Origin of the sequence: Nitrospirillum bahiense, assembly GCF_007828025.1 — a bacterium.
In the GTDB taxonomy this organism is placed as follows: domain Bacteria; phylum Pseudomonadota; class Alphaproteobacteria; order Azospirillales; family Azospirillaceae; genus Nitrospirillum; species Nitrospirillum amazonense.
The window spans coordinates 84,793-99,873 of the sequence record NZ_VITO01000006.1; the positions used below are offsets into that span (position 1 = coordinate 84,793).

The 15,081-nt window shown below is 67.2% G+C and carries 16 protein-coding genes; 4 read left to right on the forward strand and 12 right to left on the reverse strand.

Annotated elements, in window-relative coordinates; genetic code table 11:
* The first annotated feature begins 340 nt into the window (after positions 1 to 340).
* Positions 341 to 1,240 carry a LysR family transcriptional regulator gene (locus FBZ88_RS10345; protein ID WP_145616744.1) on the forward strand — a complete coding sequence of 300 codons (900 nt, stop codon included), beginning with the start codon at positions 341 to 343 and terminating at the stop codon, positions 1,238 to 1,240.
* Here FBZ88_RS10345 and FBZ88_RS10350 read toward each other — a convergent pair whose 3' ends face one another.
* Positions 1,241 to 1,798 (reverse strand): DNA-3-methyladenine glycosylase I, encoded by a 558-nt coding sequence (locus FBZ88_RS10350; protein WP_145616745.1) that lies wholly within the window; start codon positions 1,796 to 1,798, stop codon positions 1,241 to 1,243. It lies immediately after the preceding gene.
* A 79-nt stretch (positions 1,799 to 1,877) separates the two neighbouring features.
* Here FBZ88_RS10350 and FBZ88_RS10355 point away from each other — a divergent pair, with 79 nt between their 5' ends.
* The 3 genes from FBZ88_RS10355 (at position 1,878) to FBZ88_RS10365 (ending at position 4,036) form a co-directional block, all read left to right on the forward strand.
* On the forward strand, positions 1,878 to 3,059 hold the full coding sequence (locus tag FBZ88_RS10355; protein ID WP_145616746.1) for an iron-containing alcohol dehydrogenase: 1,182 nt from the start codon (positions 1,878 to 1,880) through the stop codon (positions 3,057 to 3,059).
* Positions 3,060 to 3,086: 27 nt separating this feature from the next.
* Positions 3,087 to 3,425, forward strand: a complete 339-nt coding sequence (locus FBZ88_RS10360; protein ID WP_145616747.1) for a hypothetical protein — start codon at positions 3,087 to 3,089, stop codon at positions 3,423 to 3,425.
* Between the two features lie 266 nt (positions 3,426 to 3,691).
* Entirely contained in the window at positions 3,692 to 4,036 is a 345-nt protein-coding gene (locus FBZ88_RS10365) for a YXWGXW repeat-containing protein (RefSeq protein ID WP_211102604.1), read from the forward strand.
* An 89-nt stretch (positions 4,037 to 4,125) separates the two neighbouring features.
* Here FBZ88_RS10365 and FBZ88_RS10370 read toward each other — a convergent pair whose 3' ends face one another.
* From FBZ88_RS10370 to FBZ88_RS10420, 11 genes are all read right to left on the reverse strand, one after another.
* Positions 4,126 to 4,659 (reverse strand): hypothetical protein, encoded by a 534-nt coding sequence (locus FBZ88_RS10370; protein ID WP_145608507.1) that lies wholly within the window; start codon positions 4,657 to 4,659, stop codon positions 4,126 to 4,128.
* Positions 4,659 to 5,165, reverse strand: coding sequence for a hypothetical protein (locus FBZ88_RS10375; protein WP_145616748.1), 507 nt, complete (start codon positions 5,163 to 5,165; stop codon positions 4,659 to 4,661). The genes FBZ88_RS10370 and FBZ88_RS10375 overlap by 1 nt, the downstream gene beginning before the upstream one ends.
* Before the next feature lie 61 nt (positions 5,166 to 5,226).
* Positions 5,227 to 5,490 (reverse strand): DUF1467 family protein, encoded by a 264-nt coding sequence (locus FBZ88_RS10380; RefSeq protein WP_040846278.1) that lies wholly within the window; start codon positions 5,488 to 5,490, stop codon positions 5,227 to 5,229.
* Positions 5,491 to 5,584: 94 nt separating this feature from the next.
* Complete coding sequence (locus FBZ88_RS10385; RefSeq protein WP_100085447.1) at positions 5,585 to 7,249, reverse strand: ribonuclease J; 1,665 nt, start codon at positions 7,247 to 7,249, stop codon at positions 5,585 to 5,587.
* A 44-nt stretch (positions 7,250 to 7,293) separates the two neighbouring features.
* Complete coding sequence (locus tag FBZ88_RS10390) at positions 7,294 to 8,085, reverse strand: type III pantothenate kinase (protein ID WP_145616749.1); 792 nt, start codon at positions 8,083 to 8,085, stop codon at positions 7,294 to 7,296.
* Between the two features lie 17 nt (positions 8,086 to 8,102).
* On the reverse strand, positions 8,103 to 8,825 hold the full coding sequence (locus FBZ88_RS10395; RefSeq protein WP_246138607.1) for a biotin--[acetyl-CoA-carboxylase] ligase: 723 nt from the start codon (positions 8,823 to 8,825) through the stop codon (positions 8,103 to 8,105).
* 62 nt (positions 8,826 to 8,887) lie between these two features.
* The gene (gene nuoN / locus FBZ88_RS10400) at positions 8,888 to 10,327 is read right to left on the reverse strand and encodes an NADH-quinone oxidoreductase subunit NuoN (RefSeq protein WP_145616750.1); all 1,440 of its coding nucleotides are present in this window, start codon (positions 10,325 to 10,327) and stop codon (positions 8,888 to 8,890) included.
* Between the two features lie 18 nt (positions 10,328 to 10,345).
* Entirely contained in the window at positions 10,346 to 12,031 is a 1,686-nt protein-coding gene (locus FBZ88_RS10405) for an NADH-quinone oxidoreductase subunit M (RefSeq protein WP_145616751.1), read from the reverse strand.
* Between the two features lie 19 nt (positions 12,032 to 12,050).
* Positions 12,051 to 14,012, reverse strand: coding sequence for an NADH-quinone oxidoreductase subunit L (gene nuoL, locus FBZ88_RS10410; protein ID WP_145616752.1), 1,962 nt, complete (start codon positions 14,010 to 14,012; stop codon positions 12,051 to 12,053).
* A gap of 5 nt (positions 14,013 to 14,017) precedes the next feature.
* Positions 14,018 to 14,326, reverse strand: a complete 309-nt coding sequence (gene nuoK, locus FBZ88_RS10415; RefSeq protein WP_044559312.1) for an NADH-quinone oxidoreductase subunit NuoK — start codon at positions 14,324 to 14,326, stop codon at positions 14,018 to 14,020.
* A gap of 15 nt (positions 14,327 to 14,341) precedes the next feature.
* Positions 14,342 to 14,950 (reverse strand): NADH-quinone oxidoreductase subunit J, encoded by a 609-nt coding sequence (locus FBZ88_RS10420; protein ID WP_040846282.1) that lies wholly within the window; start codon positions 14,948 to 14,950, stop codon positions 14,342 to 14,344.
* Positions 14,951 to 15,081: the final 131 nt, after the last annotated feature.

The window sequence follows — 15,081 nt, forward strand, 5'->3', positions numbered from 1 at the left end:
CGGAAACGCTCCGCAGCGCAACAGAATCACCTCCGAATCATCCCCTTTTCATGTTGCGCCGCCGAAGCCCGCGCCGCCGTCTATCCGTAATGGCGGAGATCACCCCTGCCGGACGACCGCGCCAGTCGGTCGCGGCTAGCACCGTCGGCCGACGAGAAATGCCCAGGACAAGGGCAAAGCCCCCATGGTTGCGGTATCAGCCCGAATAATAGGCAATCGGCCACCCGTGGGGCACCGGAGCGCCCGACCCAGATCGCCCGACCCAGATCGCCCGACATGGACGGCCGTTAGGATTTGCGTTTAAAATCCCGATGCCCTTCATTCATTGTCGATCGTTATCATGACGAGCACCACCGCCGCCGCTTCCTTCCGCCCGCTGGATCTGGATGCCGTGCATGCCTTCGTACTGGTGGCCACGCTGCGCAGCTTCACCCGCGCGGCGGAGGCGCTGGGCACCACCCAATCGGCCATCAGCCTGAAATTGAAACGGCTGGAGGACAGGCTGGGCCAGCGGCTGCTGGAGCGCACGCCGCGCCAGGTGCGGCTGTCGTCGCAGGGGGCCGCCTTCCTGGAACCGGCCCGCCGGCTATTGGCGGCGCATGACCAGGCCCTGGCCGGGCTGGAGGAGGCGCCGCACCGCCTGGTCATCGGCATCAGCGACCATGTCGCCGGCCGCGACCTGCCCGGCCTGCTGGCGCGCCTGCAAGGCCGCGATCCCGCCCTGGTGATGGAAGTGCGCATCGCCGCCTCGCGCGATCTGGGTGGCCTGCTGGAACGCGGCGAACTGGACGCCGCCATCCTGCGGCTGGAACCACCCCTGGACGGACGCCCGGCGGACCTGGCGGCCGAGGCGGGGGAGCCGCTGTTCATCGACCCCTTGTGCTGGTTCGCCGCCCCCGGTTGGGAGCCGCCCCCGGCCGCCCCGCTGCCCATCGCCACCCTGTCCGCTCCATGCGGCGTGCGCGGCCATGCCGTGCGGGCGCTGGACGCCGCCGGCATTCCCTGGACCGAGGTGTTCGTGGGCGGTGGCGTCGCCGCCGTGGGCGCCGCCGTGCTAGCCGGCCTGGGCGTCGCGGCCCTGGCGCCGCGGGCGGCCCCGCTAGGTGCTGTCGAGGTGGGGGGGCGTTTCGGCCTGCCGCCCCTGCCCAGCGCCCCGGTCGTGCTGCGTTCCGCCGTCAGCGACCGGCGTAGCCGCGCCGCGCTGGCGACGCTGGTGGCGGCGTTCCGTGCCGCCGGTTAGCTAATAGACAAACCCGTCGGCCACCGCCTTGCGCCATGGCTGGCCCAGCGCGGCGAGTTCGCGGTCCACGGGGCAGTCCTCGGCATGGGCCAGCGGCAGATAGCCGATGCTCATCAGGAATTCGCCCACGATCTCGCCGCCGGTAAAGCGGAAGGTGCGGCGGAACAGCTTCACCCACTCCGCCTTGGTCAGGGGATGGTGCGCGGCGATCCAGGCGGCGAAGCCGCCGTGGCTGGCGCGCAGACCCTGGATGACCCGGGCGTTGTGGACCGCGGCCTCGATCTTCAGACGGTTGCGCACGATGCCGGCGTCCTGCATCAGGCGCTCCACGTCTTCCGGCCCCAGCGCCGCCACCTTGTCCACGTCGAAGCCAAGGAAGGCGGCGTTGAAGGCGTCGCGTTTGCGCAACACCACCAGCCAGGACAAGCCGGCCTGGTTGACCTCCAGCATCAGGCGTTCGAACAGCACCGCCTCATCCGTCGTGGGGAAGCCATGTTCCCGCTCATGGTAGGGCCCGTGGAAGGGATGGCCCGGGGCGATGGCGCAGTATCCCGACATGGGCTGTAATCCTGTGGTGAAGGGTAGGAGGATGAGGCGGGCGGATGCTAGAAGGGGACGCGGCAGGAGGAAACCCCAAATGACCACAACGATCACCGACATCCATCACAGCGACTTCACGTTCGAGACCACGCCCCGTATCCTGGCCCAGGTGGGTGGGGCCACGCGGTTGGGTGAGCTGGCGCGCGACCTGGGGGTGGGGCGCGTCTTCGTGGTGACTGATCCTGGCCTGGTGAAGGCCGGGGTGGTGGAGCCGGCCTTGGCCGGCCTGCGTGCCGCCGGCATCGAGACCGTTCTGTACACCGAGGTGCAGGCCGACCCGCCGGAGGCGGTGGTGCTGCACGCCGTGGCCGCCGCCCGCGCGGCCCAGGCGGATGCCGTCATCGGCCTGGGTGGGGGCAGTTCCCTGGACACGGCCAAGCTGGTGGCCCTGCTGGCCGGCCACCCGCAGAACCTGGCCGATATCTACGGCATCAACCTGGCGCGCGGCCCCCGGCTGAAGCTGATCCAGGTGCCGACCACGGCGGGCACGGGCTCGGAAGTGACGGCCATTGCCATCGTCACCACGCCCAGCCATGAGAAGAAGGGCGTGGTCAGCCCCCTGCTCTTCCCCGACGCCGCCGTGCTGGACGCGATGCTGACCCTGGGCCTGCCCCCGGCGGTGACGGCCATGACCGGCATCGACGCCATGGTGCACGCCATCGAGGCCTACACCAGCCGGCTGAAGAAGAACCCCCTGTCCGACAGCCTGGCCACCCGGGCGCTGACGCTGCTGTATGCCAACCTGCCCCGGGTGCTGGCCGACGGCCGCGACGTGGCGGCGCGCGCCGCCATGCTGCAGGGCTCCCTTTTGGCCGGCATGGCCTTCGCCAACGCGCCGGTGGCGGCGGTGCACGCCCTGGCCTATCCCCTGGGCGGTCATTTCCATGTGCCGCACGGCCACAGCAACGCCCTGGTGCTGGCCCCCGTCCTGGCCTTCAACCGCAGCCATGCGGAACAGGCCTATGCCGAGCTGGGCCGGCTGATCGACCCGGCGTTGAGCGGCGCCGACGACACCGCCGCCTCCCACGGTTTCGTGGACGCCATGACCCGCCTGGTCGGTGCCATGCCCTTCGGCCGGCGCCTGGCGGACGTGGGCGTCGCCGCCAGTCACATCCCCCTGCTGGCGGCGGACGCGATGAAGGTGCAGCGCCTGCTGGTCAACAACCCCCGTCCCGTCACCCTGGACGACGCCGTAGCCCTTTACAGCGCCGTCCTCTGATCCCTTGAGAGAGCGTCCCCTCCGCCCATGACACCGACCCTGTCGCCCGCCGCCCGTCGCCGCCTGCTGCGCAACGTCCTGGCCTTTTTCATCACCCTGGTCGCTGCCTGCGTGGCGGCGGGGCTTATCGGCGGCACCATGGCCGTGGTGCTGGTGCTGCGCCTAGTGTTCGGCATCGGCGCACTGTGTTCCGGGGTGTGGATGTTTTTCCTGCTGGCGCGCCAAATGATCCGCAATGGCCGTCCGCCCCATCCCTTCTTCTATGGTGGCTACGCCATCATCCTGGGCTGCCTGGGCGGCGTGGCGGTGCTGGGCGCCCTAATGCTGCTTCAGGTGGCACAGCAGTTTTCCTGGACCGCGCCCTGATTCATCCACATGGCGGCAAAACGCCTCAGCCGAACAGGATAGCACGGACGACCTAATCGCCCACCGACATATGAATATTTTCCAGTAGAGCGGACAAAATGTGGAGCCGGTGGCGACACCATTTTGCCATCAATCCTTGGCCTCATTGGCAGCGATGACCGAGCGATTGGCGATTACCTGCGTTATGCATGACGGGACCTTACCGTCTTCTTCGTAACAACGGTGGCGCCAATGATATCGGCCCAATCAAACCAAGAGGTGACCCCATGAAGTCCGTCATGAAGTCCGCCCGCGCCACCGTCAGCGCCGCCGCCCTCGCCGTGGCCCTGACCGGTGGCCTGTTCATCGCCGGCGCCAGCACGGCCAACGCCCAGGTGGGCATCGACCTGTGGGTGCGCGAGGCCCCGCCGCCACCGCGCCACGAGGTGATTCCCCCGCCGCCGGAGCCCGGCCATGTCTGGGTGGGCGGCCACTGGGCCTGGCATGACCGCTGGGACTGGGAGGAAGGCCATTACGCCGCCCCGCCCCATCCCCACGCCCATTGGGTGCCCGGCCACTGGCGGACCCGCCCCGACGGCCGCCATATGTGGGTCGAGGGCCACTGGCGCTAACGACAGCCACGGCTGAATGAGAAAGGGCGGCATCCGGTTGACCGGTGCCGCCCTTTTCCATGCCTCTTTTCCATGCCCTCGGCCAAGCCTCAGCGGCGGCGGAAGGCCACCGCGCCCAAGACCCGGTACCCCATGGACGCGCTGAAGCGCTGGGTGGCGCGCTTGGTCGCCTCCTCCGCCGTGTCGGCCCCCACCAGGTAGACCCGGCCGGACACCCAGTCATCGACATAATCGGACGGCGCCATGCGGGCGGTCGCCGTCTCGCCGAAATCAGGGTTGGAGATGGTCAGTTCCCAGAAATGCTGCGCGTTCAGGGTCTGGCGATCCAGCAGGACCAGGGGCTGCAGCCGCCGCTCGCGCAGGGCCTTGCGCTCCTTGTCCAGGTTGTCCAGTTCCTCGCGCAGTTCCTCCAGCGTGGCGGTCACCGTGTCCATGGTGTTGGTGATCTGCTCCAGCTCACCGGAGGTGCCGTCGATCTCCTGCCGGAACTGGGCCACCAGGGCCTCGCGCTTCTCCAGTTGGCGGCTCAGTTCCAGCCGGCGCACCGTCAGTTCCCGCCACTGGCGGAACAGCAGCGCCGCCAGCAGGCCGATCATCAACAGCATCAACCAACCCAGTTCCATCACGCCCCCCGACGGAAGCCGGTGGGGCGCAAGGGGCCCTTTTCCGGGAAGTGCATTTCAATCTGGCGCCGGGCGGCGGCTTCCGATTCAGCCCAGATGCTGCCGCGGTGGTCGACACCGCGCAGGGCGGGCGGCAGCTCGCGCCCCGGTTCCACCGTGGCCGACGGCATGAGGTTGCAGGCGTACTCCTCCTTGTCCTTCGAGGGCTCGCCGATTTGGTGCAGGACGTAGAAGTCGCGGGCGCGCATATCGTTGTTGTCGACGCGCAGCTGGGAAATCGCCATGCGCATCCTGGCGGCATCCGCCCGCTTGGAGCCCAGCGCCATGCGCTGCTGTTCCAGGAAGGACAGCACCTGCGTCTTCTCGTTGGAGACGGCGCGCATCTTGTCGGTGGAGGAGCCCAGCGACTTGCGCAGGCGCAATTCCACGGTCTGCCGCCACAGCCACAGCAGAATGGCGGCCAGCAGCAGCAGGGCGGAAAACCCCATCAGGATTTGGATCAGCATTCCCCAGACGACCAAACCGGCCCGTACCAACCGCCGACCGGCCGCACCGACCCCGCCCGCCTCAAGAAGGGGCGTTCCCCGGGGGATCGAACAGCTGATCGTAGTTAATGAGGCCAAAATGAAAAACAGCCCAGACGAGCCCGAGAATTACCGCTGAAATCAGGCTCGTCCATATGAATTTGCGCTTGAGATCGGGAAATACCGGGGCGCCGGGATCGTTGCCCTTTTGCGGGCTGTCATCGCGCCGCACGCCAATGGGCAGCACCGCGAACAGAACCACCCACCACAGCGTGAAATAGACCGCGACCAGCGTGACCAGGCTCATGACGCTTCCCATCCCCTGGGCCCGTGATCAGCGCAAGGAAACGCGCACGGGCCGTTTTGGCGGCGTCCCAGGGGCGCCGCTTCCCCTGTCCAGCTTACACCCGCACCAGGTGCACCTCGGTCACCGGCTTGCGGCCCTGCGCCGCATGGAAGGTGCGGCGCACCGCCAGCCGGGCGGCCTCGGTCACGGCCGCGTCATCACGCCGCTCCGCCTCGGCCAGCTTATCGACCGCCTGGCCGATGCCCTTGACCAGCCCCTCGATGAACAGCGCGTCCTCTTCCCCATCCAGCAGGCCGATGACCGACAGCTTCGGGTCGGCCAGCAGCTCGGTATCGTCCATCACCAGGGTGACGACCGCCGCGCCGTTGAAGACCATGCGGTTGCGGGTACGCAGCAGGTTCCCGCCCAGGGGCACGAGGCGGCGACCGTCCAGGCACAGCTTGCCCGAGGGCACGGTGCCAATGATCTCCGGTTCGCCCGGGCCGATGCGGATGACGACGCCATTCTCGGGCACCAGGGCACGCGGCACCTGGCATTCCAGCGCCAGGTCGGCGTGGGCCTTCAGGTGACGCTGCTCGCCATGCACCGGCACGGCCAGGAAGGGGCGCACCCACTGGTACATCTGCGCCAGCTCATCCCGCGCCGGATGACCGGAGACATGGACATCGGCGTCGCTGGCCGTCACCACCTCGATGCCACGGCGGATCAGGCCGTTCTGCACCTTGGCGATGGCCTTCTCGTTGCCTGGGATTTCGCGGGAGGAAAAGACAACGACGTCGCCCGGTTCCAGGTCGATCTCCGGATGGTCGCCATCGGCGATGCGGGCCAGGGCGGCGCGCGGCTCTCCCTGGCTGCCGGTGCAGATCAGCACCTGGGCCTCGCGCGGCAGATAGCCCACGTCATGCTCGGTGACGAAGGGCGGCAGATCCTTGAGATAGCCGGTGGCGCGCGCCGCCTCATTGATGCGGCGCAGGCTGCGGCCCACCAGGGCCACCTGGCGGTCATGCGCGGCGGCGGCCTTGGCGATGGAATGCAGGCGGGCGACGTTGGTGGCGAAGCAGGCCACGGCCACGCGGCGTCCGGGGTAGCGGCCGATCAACTCCTCCAACCCCACGGCGACCGTGCCCTCCGAACCCGAGGTGCCGGGCACGGTGGCGTTGGTGCTGTCGCAGACCAGGGCGGTGACCCCCTGGTGCCCCAGGGCGATCAGCGCCGCCTCGTCCACCGGCGCGCCCACGCGGGGATCGGGGTCCAGCTTCCAGTCGCCGGTGTGCAGGACCGTGCCGCCGGCGGTGCGGATGACCAGGGCGTTCGGCTCGGGAATGGAATGGGTGAGGCTGATCAGTTCGATATCGAAGGGGCCGACCTGGAAGCGGCCGGACAGCGGCACCTCGATGATCTGCACCAGGCCGCTGAATTCCGTCTCGCGCAGCTTGGCGCGCAGCACGGCGGCGGTGAAGGGCGTGGCGTAGACGGGGCAGCGCAGCTCCGTCCATAGATACTGGACGGCACCCAAATGGTCCTCATGCGCGTGGGTCAGGACCAGGCCGGCCAGATCTTCCCGCCGCTCGGCGATGAACTCGGGGTCGGGCATGACCACGTCCACGCCCGGCGCGGCGTCATCGCCGAAGCTGACGCCCAGGTCGACCATCAGCCACTTGCCGGCATGATGGTAGAGGTTGAGGTTCATACCGATTTCGCCGGACCCACCCAACGGCAGGAAATACAGGGCGTCGGGGGACAGCAAATCGTCGATCATGGAAACCTAAAAAACGGGAAACGGCGGGACGGGCGAACGGGGCGTCAGCCCCCTGATTTGGCGTTGCGGCGATGGATGAGCAAGAGCCCGCGTAAGGTCAGGTCGGCATCGATGTGGTCGACCATGCCGGTCTCCTCCGCGAACACCCGCACCATGCCGCCGGTGCCGATAACGGTGACGGGGGGCGTGCCGGTGGGCGACAGCTCCGCCTTGATACGGCGCAGCAGGCCCTCGATCATCGCGGTGTAACCCCAATACATACCGGACTGCATGGCACCCACCGTGCCGCGGCCGATGACGCGGTCAGGCTTGGCGATGTCCACCTTGGGCAATTGGGCGGCCACACGGTGCAGGGCGTCCAGCGACAGGGTGGGACCGGGGGCGATGATGCCGCCGGCGAAGGCGCCATCGGCATCCACCACGTCGAAGGTGGTGCCGGTGCCGATATCCAGCACCACCAGCGGCGCCTTATATCGTTCCGTGGCCGCAACGGCATTGACCAGGCGGTCGGCACCCGCCTCGCGCGGATTGTCGATGCGGATCTCAATGCCCACATCCACCGCCGGATCACCGATGCGCATCGGCACGCAGCCGAAATGATCCTTGCATAGCCGGATCAGGTCTGGTGTCGCCGCTGGTACGACGGAGGACAGGATGGCGGCGTTGACATCCTGGGCCACGAGGCCTTTCAGCGCCATGGCGGAAGTCAGCCACACCGCGTACTCGTCGGAGGTGCGGCGGCTATCGGTGGAGATGCGCCAGCGGCCCCGGGGCGTGTCGCCGTCATAGATGGCGAAGACCACGTTGGTGTTGCCGGCGTCGATGGCGAGCAGCATGGGGCGGGCTCCCTGTCTCAGGCGATCGGCTGAACAGCATGAGGGAAAAAGACGTCGCCGGCTGTGACCTTCACCGTGCCGCCGGCGGTTTCCACCAGCAGCGCGCCATCGGCATCCAGATCGACCAGGCGGCCCTCGAAGCTGCGGTCGTGCAGGCGGACGGTGACGGGGCCGCCGACGCCCTGGGCGGCGTTCAGCCAGGCGGCACGCACGGGCGCGAAGCCATAGTCCTGCCAGCGGCGGTACCAGCGGTCAAAGGCGCGGGCGTAGGCCGCCATGACCAGGTCGGGCTCCACATCCGCGCCCTGGGCCAGCAGAGAGGTGGTGGCGTAATCGGCGGTGTCGGGATGATGCCGCACATTCATGCCCATGCCGACGGCCACCCAGGCGACGCTGCCGTCCGCCTCGGCCTCGGATTCCAGCAGGATGCCGGCGATCTTGGCGCCATCGACCAGGACGTCGTTGGGCCATTTCAGCTTGGGCGCCGCGGCGACCAGGCCATCCACCGCCTCCCCCGCCGCCAGGGCGGTAACGAAGGACAGCTCGGCCGCCCGCTGAGGCGTACCGCCAGGGCGCAGCAGCAAGGTGCAATAGAGATTGCCGGGCTCCGAGGTCCAGGACCGGCCACGCCGGCCCCTGCCCGCCTCTTGACGAACAGCCCGCACCAGCGCGCCTTCCGGCGCGCCAGCACGGGCCATGTCCTTGACGATGTCGTTGGTGCTGCCGCAGCGCTCCAGCACCGTCGGCCGGATCCACTCCGGCAGACGGTGGGACGGGGCGCTGGGATTCAGCGCCCGCCCGCTCAATGGAACAGGCTGGCGGCGGCGGCGGCGGCGCTGTTCAGCACCGGGGTGCCGATCACCAGGGCCACCGGGAACACCACCAGGGCGGTGGCGGTGACGACCCAGGACAGGCCGGCCGTCGGGCGGTCCAGCGGCTCCTTCACGTCGTCGAACCAGGAGACCTTACAAATCTTCAGGTAGTAGTAGAGGCTGATGCCGCTGGTCAGGGCCATGATGATGGACAGCGGATACAGGCCCGCCTTCCACGCCGCCATGAACACCAGCAGCTTGCCGAAGAAGCCGGCCGCCGGCGGCACGCCCGCCATGGAGAACATGAAGACGGCCAGGGCCAGGGCCAGCATGGGATTGGTCTTGGAGAGGCCCGCCAGGTCGGCGATCTCTTCCACGGCCTTACCCTTCTGGCGCATGCCGATGATGATGGCGAAGGTGCCGACGGTCATCACCAGGTAGATCGCCATGTAGATCAGCACGGCCTGCACGCCCTCGGCGGTGCCGGCCGCCACGCCGACCAGGGCGTAGCCGATGTTGGCGATGGAGCTGTAGGCCATCAGGCGCTTGATGTTGCTCTGGCGGATGGCCGCCAGCGAGCCCACCACCATGGAGGCGACGGAGCAGAACTCGATCACCTGGCGCCACTGCGGCAGCAGGGAGCCGAAGGGGCCCTCCAGAACGCGGATGAACAGGCAGATGGCGGCCACCTTGGGGGCCACGGCGAAGAAGGCCGTGACCGGGGTGGGGGCGCCTTCGTACACGTCCGGCGTCCACATGTGGAAGGGCACGGCCGAGATCTTGAAGGCCAGGCCGGCGGCGACGAAGACCAAGCCGACGATGACGCCCAAGGACGCTGGGCCGGCCTGCAGGACCTGGGCGATGGTGATGAAGTTGGTGGTGCCGGCGAAGCCATAGATCAGGCTGATGCCGTACAGCAGCATGCCGGAGGACAGGGCACCCAGCACGAAGTACTTCAGGCCGGCCTCGGTGCTCTTGGCGTAATCGCGGCGGAAGGACGCGATTACGTAGAGCGACAGGCTCTGCAGCTCCAGGCCGACATAAAGGGTCAGCAGGTCGTTGGCCGACACCATCATCATCATGCCGACGGTCGCCAGCAGCATGAGCACCGGATATTCGAACCGGTCCATGTCCTCACGGGCGATGAAATTCTGGGCGATGATGATGGACAGGCCGGTGCCCAGCAGGACCAGCAGCTTGGAGAAGACGGCGAAACCGTCGGTGATGAACAGACCGGAGAAGGCCACGTCGTAGCCTTCCTGGCGGACCAGCAGCACGGACGTCGCCACCAGCGCCACCACGGCCAGGCCGCTGACCAGGCGGGTGCCGTTCTTGCCGCTGAACACACCCAGCATCAGCAGCGCCAGCGCCGCCACGGCCAGGAAGATCTCAGGCAGGGCCGGGATCAGATCGGTAAGGACAGGTTGCATGGATCGTTTCCCGCTGGATCAGTGGCCGGCGTCGGGGTTGGCATCCGCCTTGGGCTCGCTTTGCGCGGGCGCCTCGGCGGGCGTTTCAGGGGTGGACGGCTCAACCGCCGGCTCGGTGCCCGGCGTCTCGCTGGTCGCCGGGTGGGCCGAGAGGGTCCCGGCGTTGGCGGCCGGGACGAAGGCGGAGGCCGGGTTGGCGACCGGCGGGGTCAGACCCTCGGCGGCCAGGGCCTCGCGGTGGTGCGACAGGATATGGTCCAGCGACGCGGCGTACACGCTGCTGAAGCTCTTCGGATACACGCCCATCATGATGACGATGGCGACCAGCGGGGCGAAGTAGAGGATCTCCTTCCCGTTCAGGTCGGGCATGGCGATCACGTCCGGCTTCTCCAGCTTGCCGTAGAACAGCTTGCGATAGAGCAGCAGCATATAGGCGGCGCCGAACACCAGGCCGGTGGAGGCGAACAGGCCCACCCAGGTGTTGGCCTCGTAGGCACCCAGCATGGACAGGAACTCACCCACGAAACCCGAGGTGCCGGGCAGGCCGACCGAGGCCAGCATGAACAGCATGAACACCACGGCGTACTTGGGCATGTTGTGCGCCATGCCGCCATAGCGCGCGATCTCGCGGGTGTGCAGGCGGTTGTAGACCACGCCGATGCAGAGGAAGAGCGCCGCCGACACCACGGTGTGCGACAGCATCTGGAACATGGCGCCGTCCAGGCCCTGGGCGTTGGCGGAGAAGATGCCCATGCTGACGTAACCCATGTGGGCCACGGAGGAGTAGGCGATCATCTTCTTCATGTCGGTCTGCGCCAGCGCCACCAGCGAGGTGTAGATGATGGCGACGACCGACATCACGAACACCAGGTTGGTGTAGGTGGCCGAGCCGATGGGCAGCATCTGCAGGTTGGCGCGGATGAGACCGTAACCGCCCATCTTCAGCATGACGCCGGCCAGCATGACGGAGCCGGCGGTCGGCGCCTCCACGTGGGCGAAGGGCAGCCAGGTGTGGAACGGCCACATCGGGGTCTTCACCGCGAAGGCGGCGAAGAAGGCCAGCCACAGGATCTTCTGCATCGACGGATCGAAGGTGTGGTCCAGCATCACCCGCATGTCCATCGTGCCGACCTGCAGGTACATGGCGACGATGGCCAGCAGCATCAGGACGGAGCCGATGAAGGTGTAGATGAAGAACTTGTAGGCGGCGTAGATGCGGCCCGGACCACCCCACACGCCGATCATCAGGAACATCGGCAGCAGGACACCTTCGAAGAAGATGTAGAACAGGATGAAGTCCAGCGCGGTGAACATGCCGACCAGCATGGTCTCCAGCAGCAGGAGCGACATCATGAACTCCTTCACCCGCTTCTCGATGCTGTCCCAGGAGGCCAGCACGCAGACGGGGGTGAGGAAGGTCGAGGCCAGCACGAACCAGACGGACACGCCGTCGATGCCGCGCAGGTACTGGATGCCCAATGCCGGGATCCAGCTGTGTTCCTCCACCAGCTGGAAGCCGGCGCTGGAGGGGTCGAACTTCACCAGGATGAACAGCGAAACGATGAAGGTGAGAAGCGAGGTCGCGAGGGCGATCGCCTTCGCGTTCCGCGCCACGGCCTGTTCTTCGCCGCGCACCAGCAGGATGAGTAGGGCGCCAATCGACGGAAGGAACGTCGTCAGCGACAGGATCGGCCAATCAGCCATCTTAGATGCCTCGTCCTGCTCAGGGCTTGAAGTAGAACCAGCCGACCAGCGCGACCACGCCGATCACCATGGCGAATGCGTAATGGTAGACGTACCCGGACTGCAGACGGCTGACGCCGGCGGCCACGCCGCGGGTGGTCTTGGCGACGCCATCGGGGCCCAGGCCGTCGATGATGGCGCCGTCACCGGCCTTCCACAGGCCGAAGCCGAGGACCTGGGCCGGCTTCACGAACAGCACGTCGTAAATCTGGTCGAAGAAGTACTTGTTGAAGACCAGCACGTGCAGCGGCTTCACGATCTTGGTGAAGGTCGCCGGGATGCCGGGCACGAACATGTAGCAGACATAGGCCAGGGCGATGCCGGCCAGGCCGACCAATAGCGGCAGCAGGCCCACCCACTCCGGCCCCTCGTGGGCGGCGTGGATGCTGTCATGGGCGTGCAGGACCTGGATGGCGCCGCGCCAGAACTCCGCGCGGGCGGCATGGCCGACGAACCACTCGTAGCCACCGATACCGGCGACCAAGGCGCCGATGGCCAGCACGGTCAGCGGACCGGTCATGACCAGGGGGCTCTCATGCACGTGGTCCATGACCTCCTTGGAGGCGCGCGGCTTGCCATGGAAGGTCATGATCAGCAGGCGCCAGGAGTAGAAGGCGGTCATGAAGGCGGCGGCGATGCCCAGCCAGTAGGCGAAGTGGCCGACGGCGGTGCCGGAGCCGTAGGCGGCCTCCAGCACAATGTCCTTGGAGTAGAAGCCGGCGAAACCGAAGCCAGGGAATGCGCCAATCTTGGGGATGCCGACACCGGCCAGGGCCAGGTTGCCGATCCACATCACCGCGTAGGTGAAGGGGATCAGCCTGGCGATGCCGCCCATCTTGCGCATGTCCTGCTCACCCGACATGGCGTGGATGACGGAACCGGCGCCCAGGAACAGCAGGGCCTTGAAGAAGGCGTGGGTCATCAGATGGAAGACGGCGGCCTGGTAGGCCGACACGCCGATGGCGAAGAACATGTAGCCCAGCTGGCTCATCGTCGAATAGGCGATGACGCGCTTGATGTCGAACTGGGTCATGCCGATCGTCGCGGCGACGAAGGCGGTCAGGGCGCCCAGCACGGTCACCACGGCCAGGGCGGTGGGGGCGTATTCGAACACCGGGCTCATGCGGGCCAGCATGAACACGCCGGCGGTGACCATGGTGGCGGCGTGGATGAGGGCCGACACCGGGGTCGGGCCTTCCATCGCGTCCGGCAGCCAGGTGTGCAGGCCCAGCTGGGCCGACTTGCCCATGGCGCCGACGAACAGCAGCAGGCAGGCGCAATCCAGCGCCGACACGTGCCAGCCCAGGAAATTGAAGGTGGCGTGGGCCTTGCCGGCGGCGGCCGGGAAGATCGTGCCGAATTCGACGCTGCCGAAGATGATGAAGATCGAGAAGATGCCCAGCGCGAAGCCGAAGTCGCCCACGCGGTTCACCAGGAACGCCTTCATGGAGGCGTCGTTGGCGCTCTTCTTCTCGAACCAGAAGTTGATCAGCAGGTAGGAGGCGACACCGACGCCCTCCCAGCCGAAGAACATCTGCACCAGGTTGTCCGAGGTCACCAGCATGAGCATCATGAAGGTGAACAGGCTGAGGTAGGACATGAACCGGGGCTTGTCCGGGTCATGGCTCATGTAGCCGACGGAGTAGATGTGCACCATGGTCGACACGCCGTTGACCACGATCAGCATGACCGCCGTCAGGGTATCGACACGCAGGGCCCAATCGACGTGGAAGTCGCCGCTGGCAACCCAGTTGGCCAGCGGAACCACGGTGGCATGACCGTTCACGGCCACGTCGATGAACAGGATGACGGACAGGACCAGCGCGACGACCATGGCGCCGCAGGTGACGAGCTGGGAACCCAGGTCACCGATGCGGCGGCCGAAGAAGCCGGCGATGAACGCCGCGAGGAGCGGCAGGAAGATTGCAGCGATAACGGCCATGGCCCTCAACCCTTCATCAGGTTGATGTCCTCAACCGCGATCGAGCCACGGTTGCGGAAGTAGATGACGAGGATGGCGAGGCCGATGGCGGCCTCGGCAGCCGCGACGGTCAGGATGAACAGGGCGAAGACCTGTCCCACCAGATCGTGCAGGAAGACCGAGAAGGCGACGAGGTTGATGTTGACCGCGAGCAGGATCAACTCGACCGACATCAGGATGATGATGACGTTGCGGCGGTTCAGGAAGATGCCGAACACGCCCAGGATGAACAGGATGGCCGCCACCGACAGGTAGTGGCCCAGACCGATATCCATCATGTTTTCCATGGTTTACACGCCCTCCCCGGTCTGGACCTTGACCACGGCCACCACGTCCTCGCGGCGGCGGGCCAGCTGGTCGGCGATGACCTGGCGGCGCACGCCCTTGCGCGAGCGCAGGGTCAGCACGATGGCGCCGATCATGGCGACCAGCAGCACCAGGCCCGAGGCCTCGAAGATGAAGGCGTATTGGGTGTAGAGCAGGTCGCCCAGCGCCTGGGCGTTGCCCACGCTTTCCGGCGTCGGCGCCGCGCGGACGCTGTCGGCCGGGCCGGCGTAGACCCAGCCGGAGATCACCAGGCCCAGTTCCGCCAGCAGGGCCGCCCCCACGGCGAGGCCCGCCGGCAGGTAGCGTAGGAAGCCCTTGCGCAGTTCCTGGAAATTGATGTCCAGCATCATGACGACGAAGAGGAACAGCACCGCCACGGCGCCCACGTAGACGATGACCAGGATCATCGCCACGAATTCCGCCCCGATCAGCACGAACAGGCCGGCCGCGTTGAAGAAGGCCAGGATCAGGAACAGGACGGAGTGCACCGGGTTGCGCGCCGTGATCACCAGCATGCCGGCCAGCACCAGCACGGCGGCGAACAGATAGAAGGCGAGAGCGGGCAGTATCATCGGCGGCTCTCCTTCCGGTGCGGGTTGCGGACGTTGGCGATCAAGATTTCTCTCCGGTAACCGGGCCCATCGTCTGGGTCCCTGACTCGACGTCGGGGGCGCGGGCGATCCCGCGCGCGGGTGTCACGGGG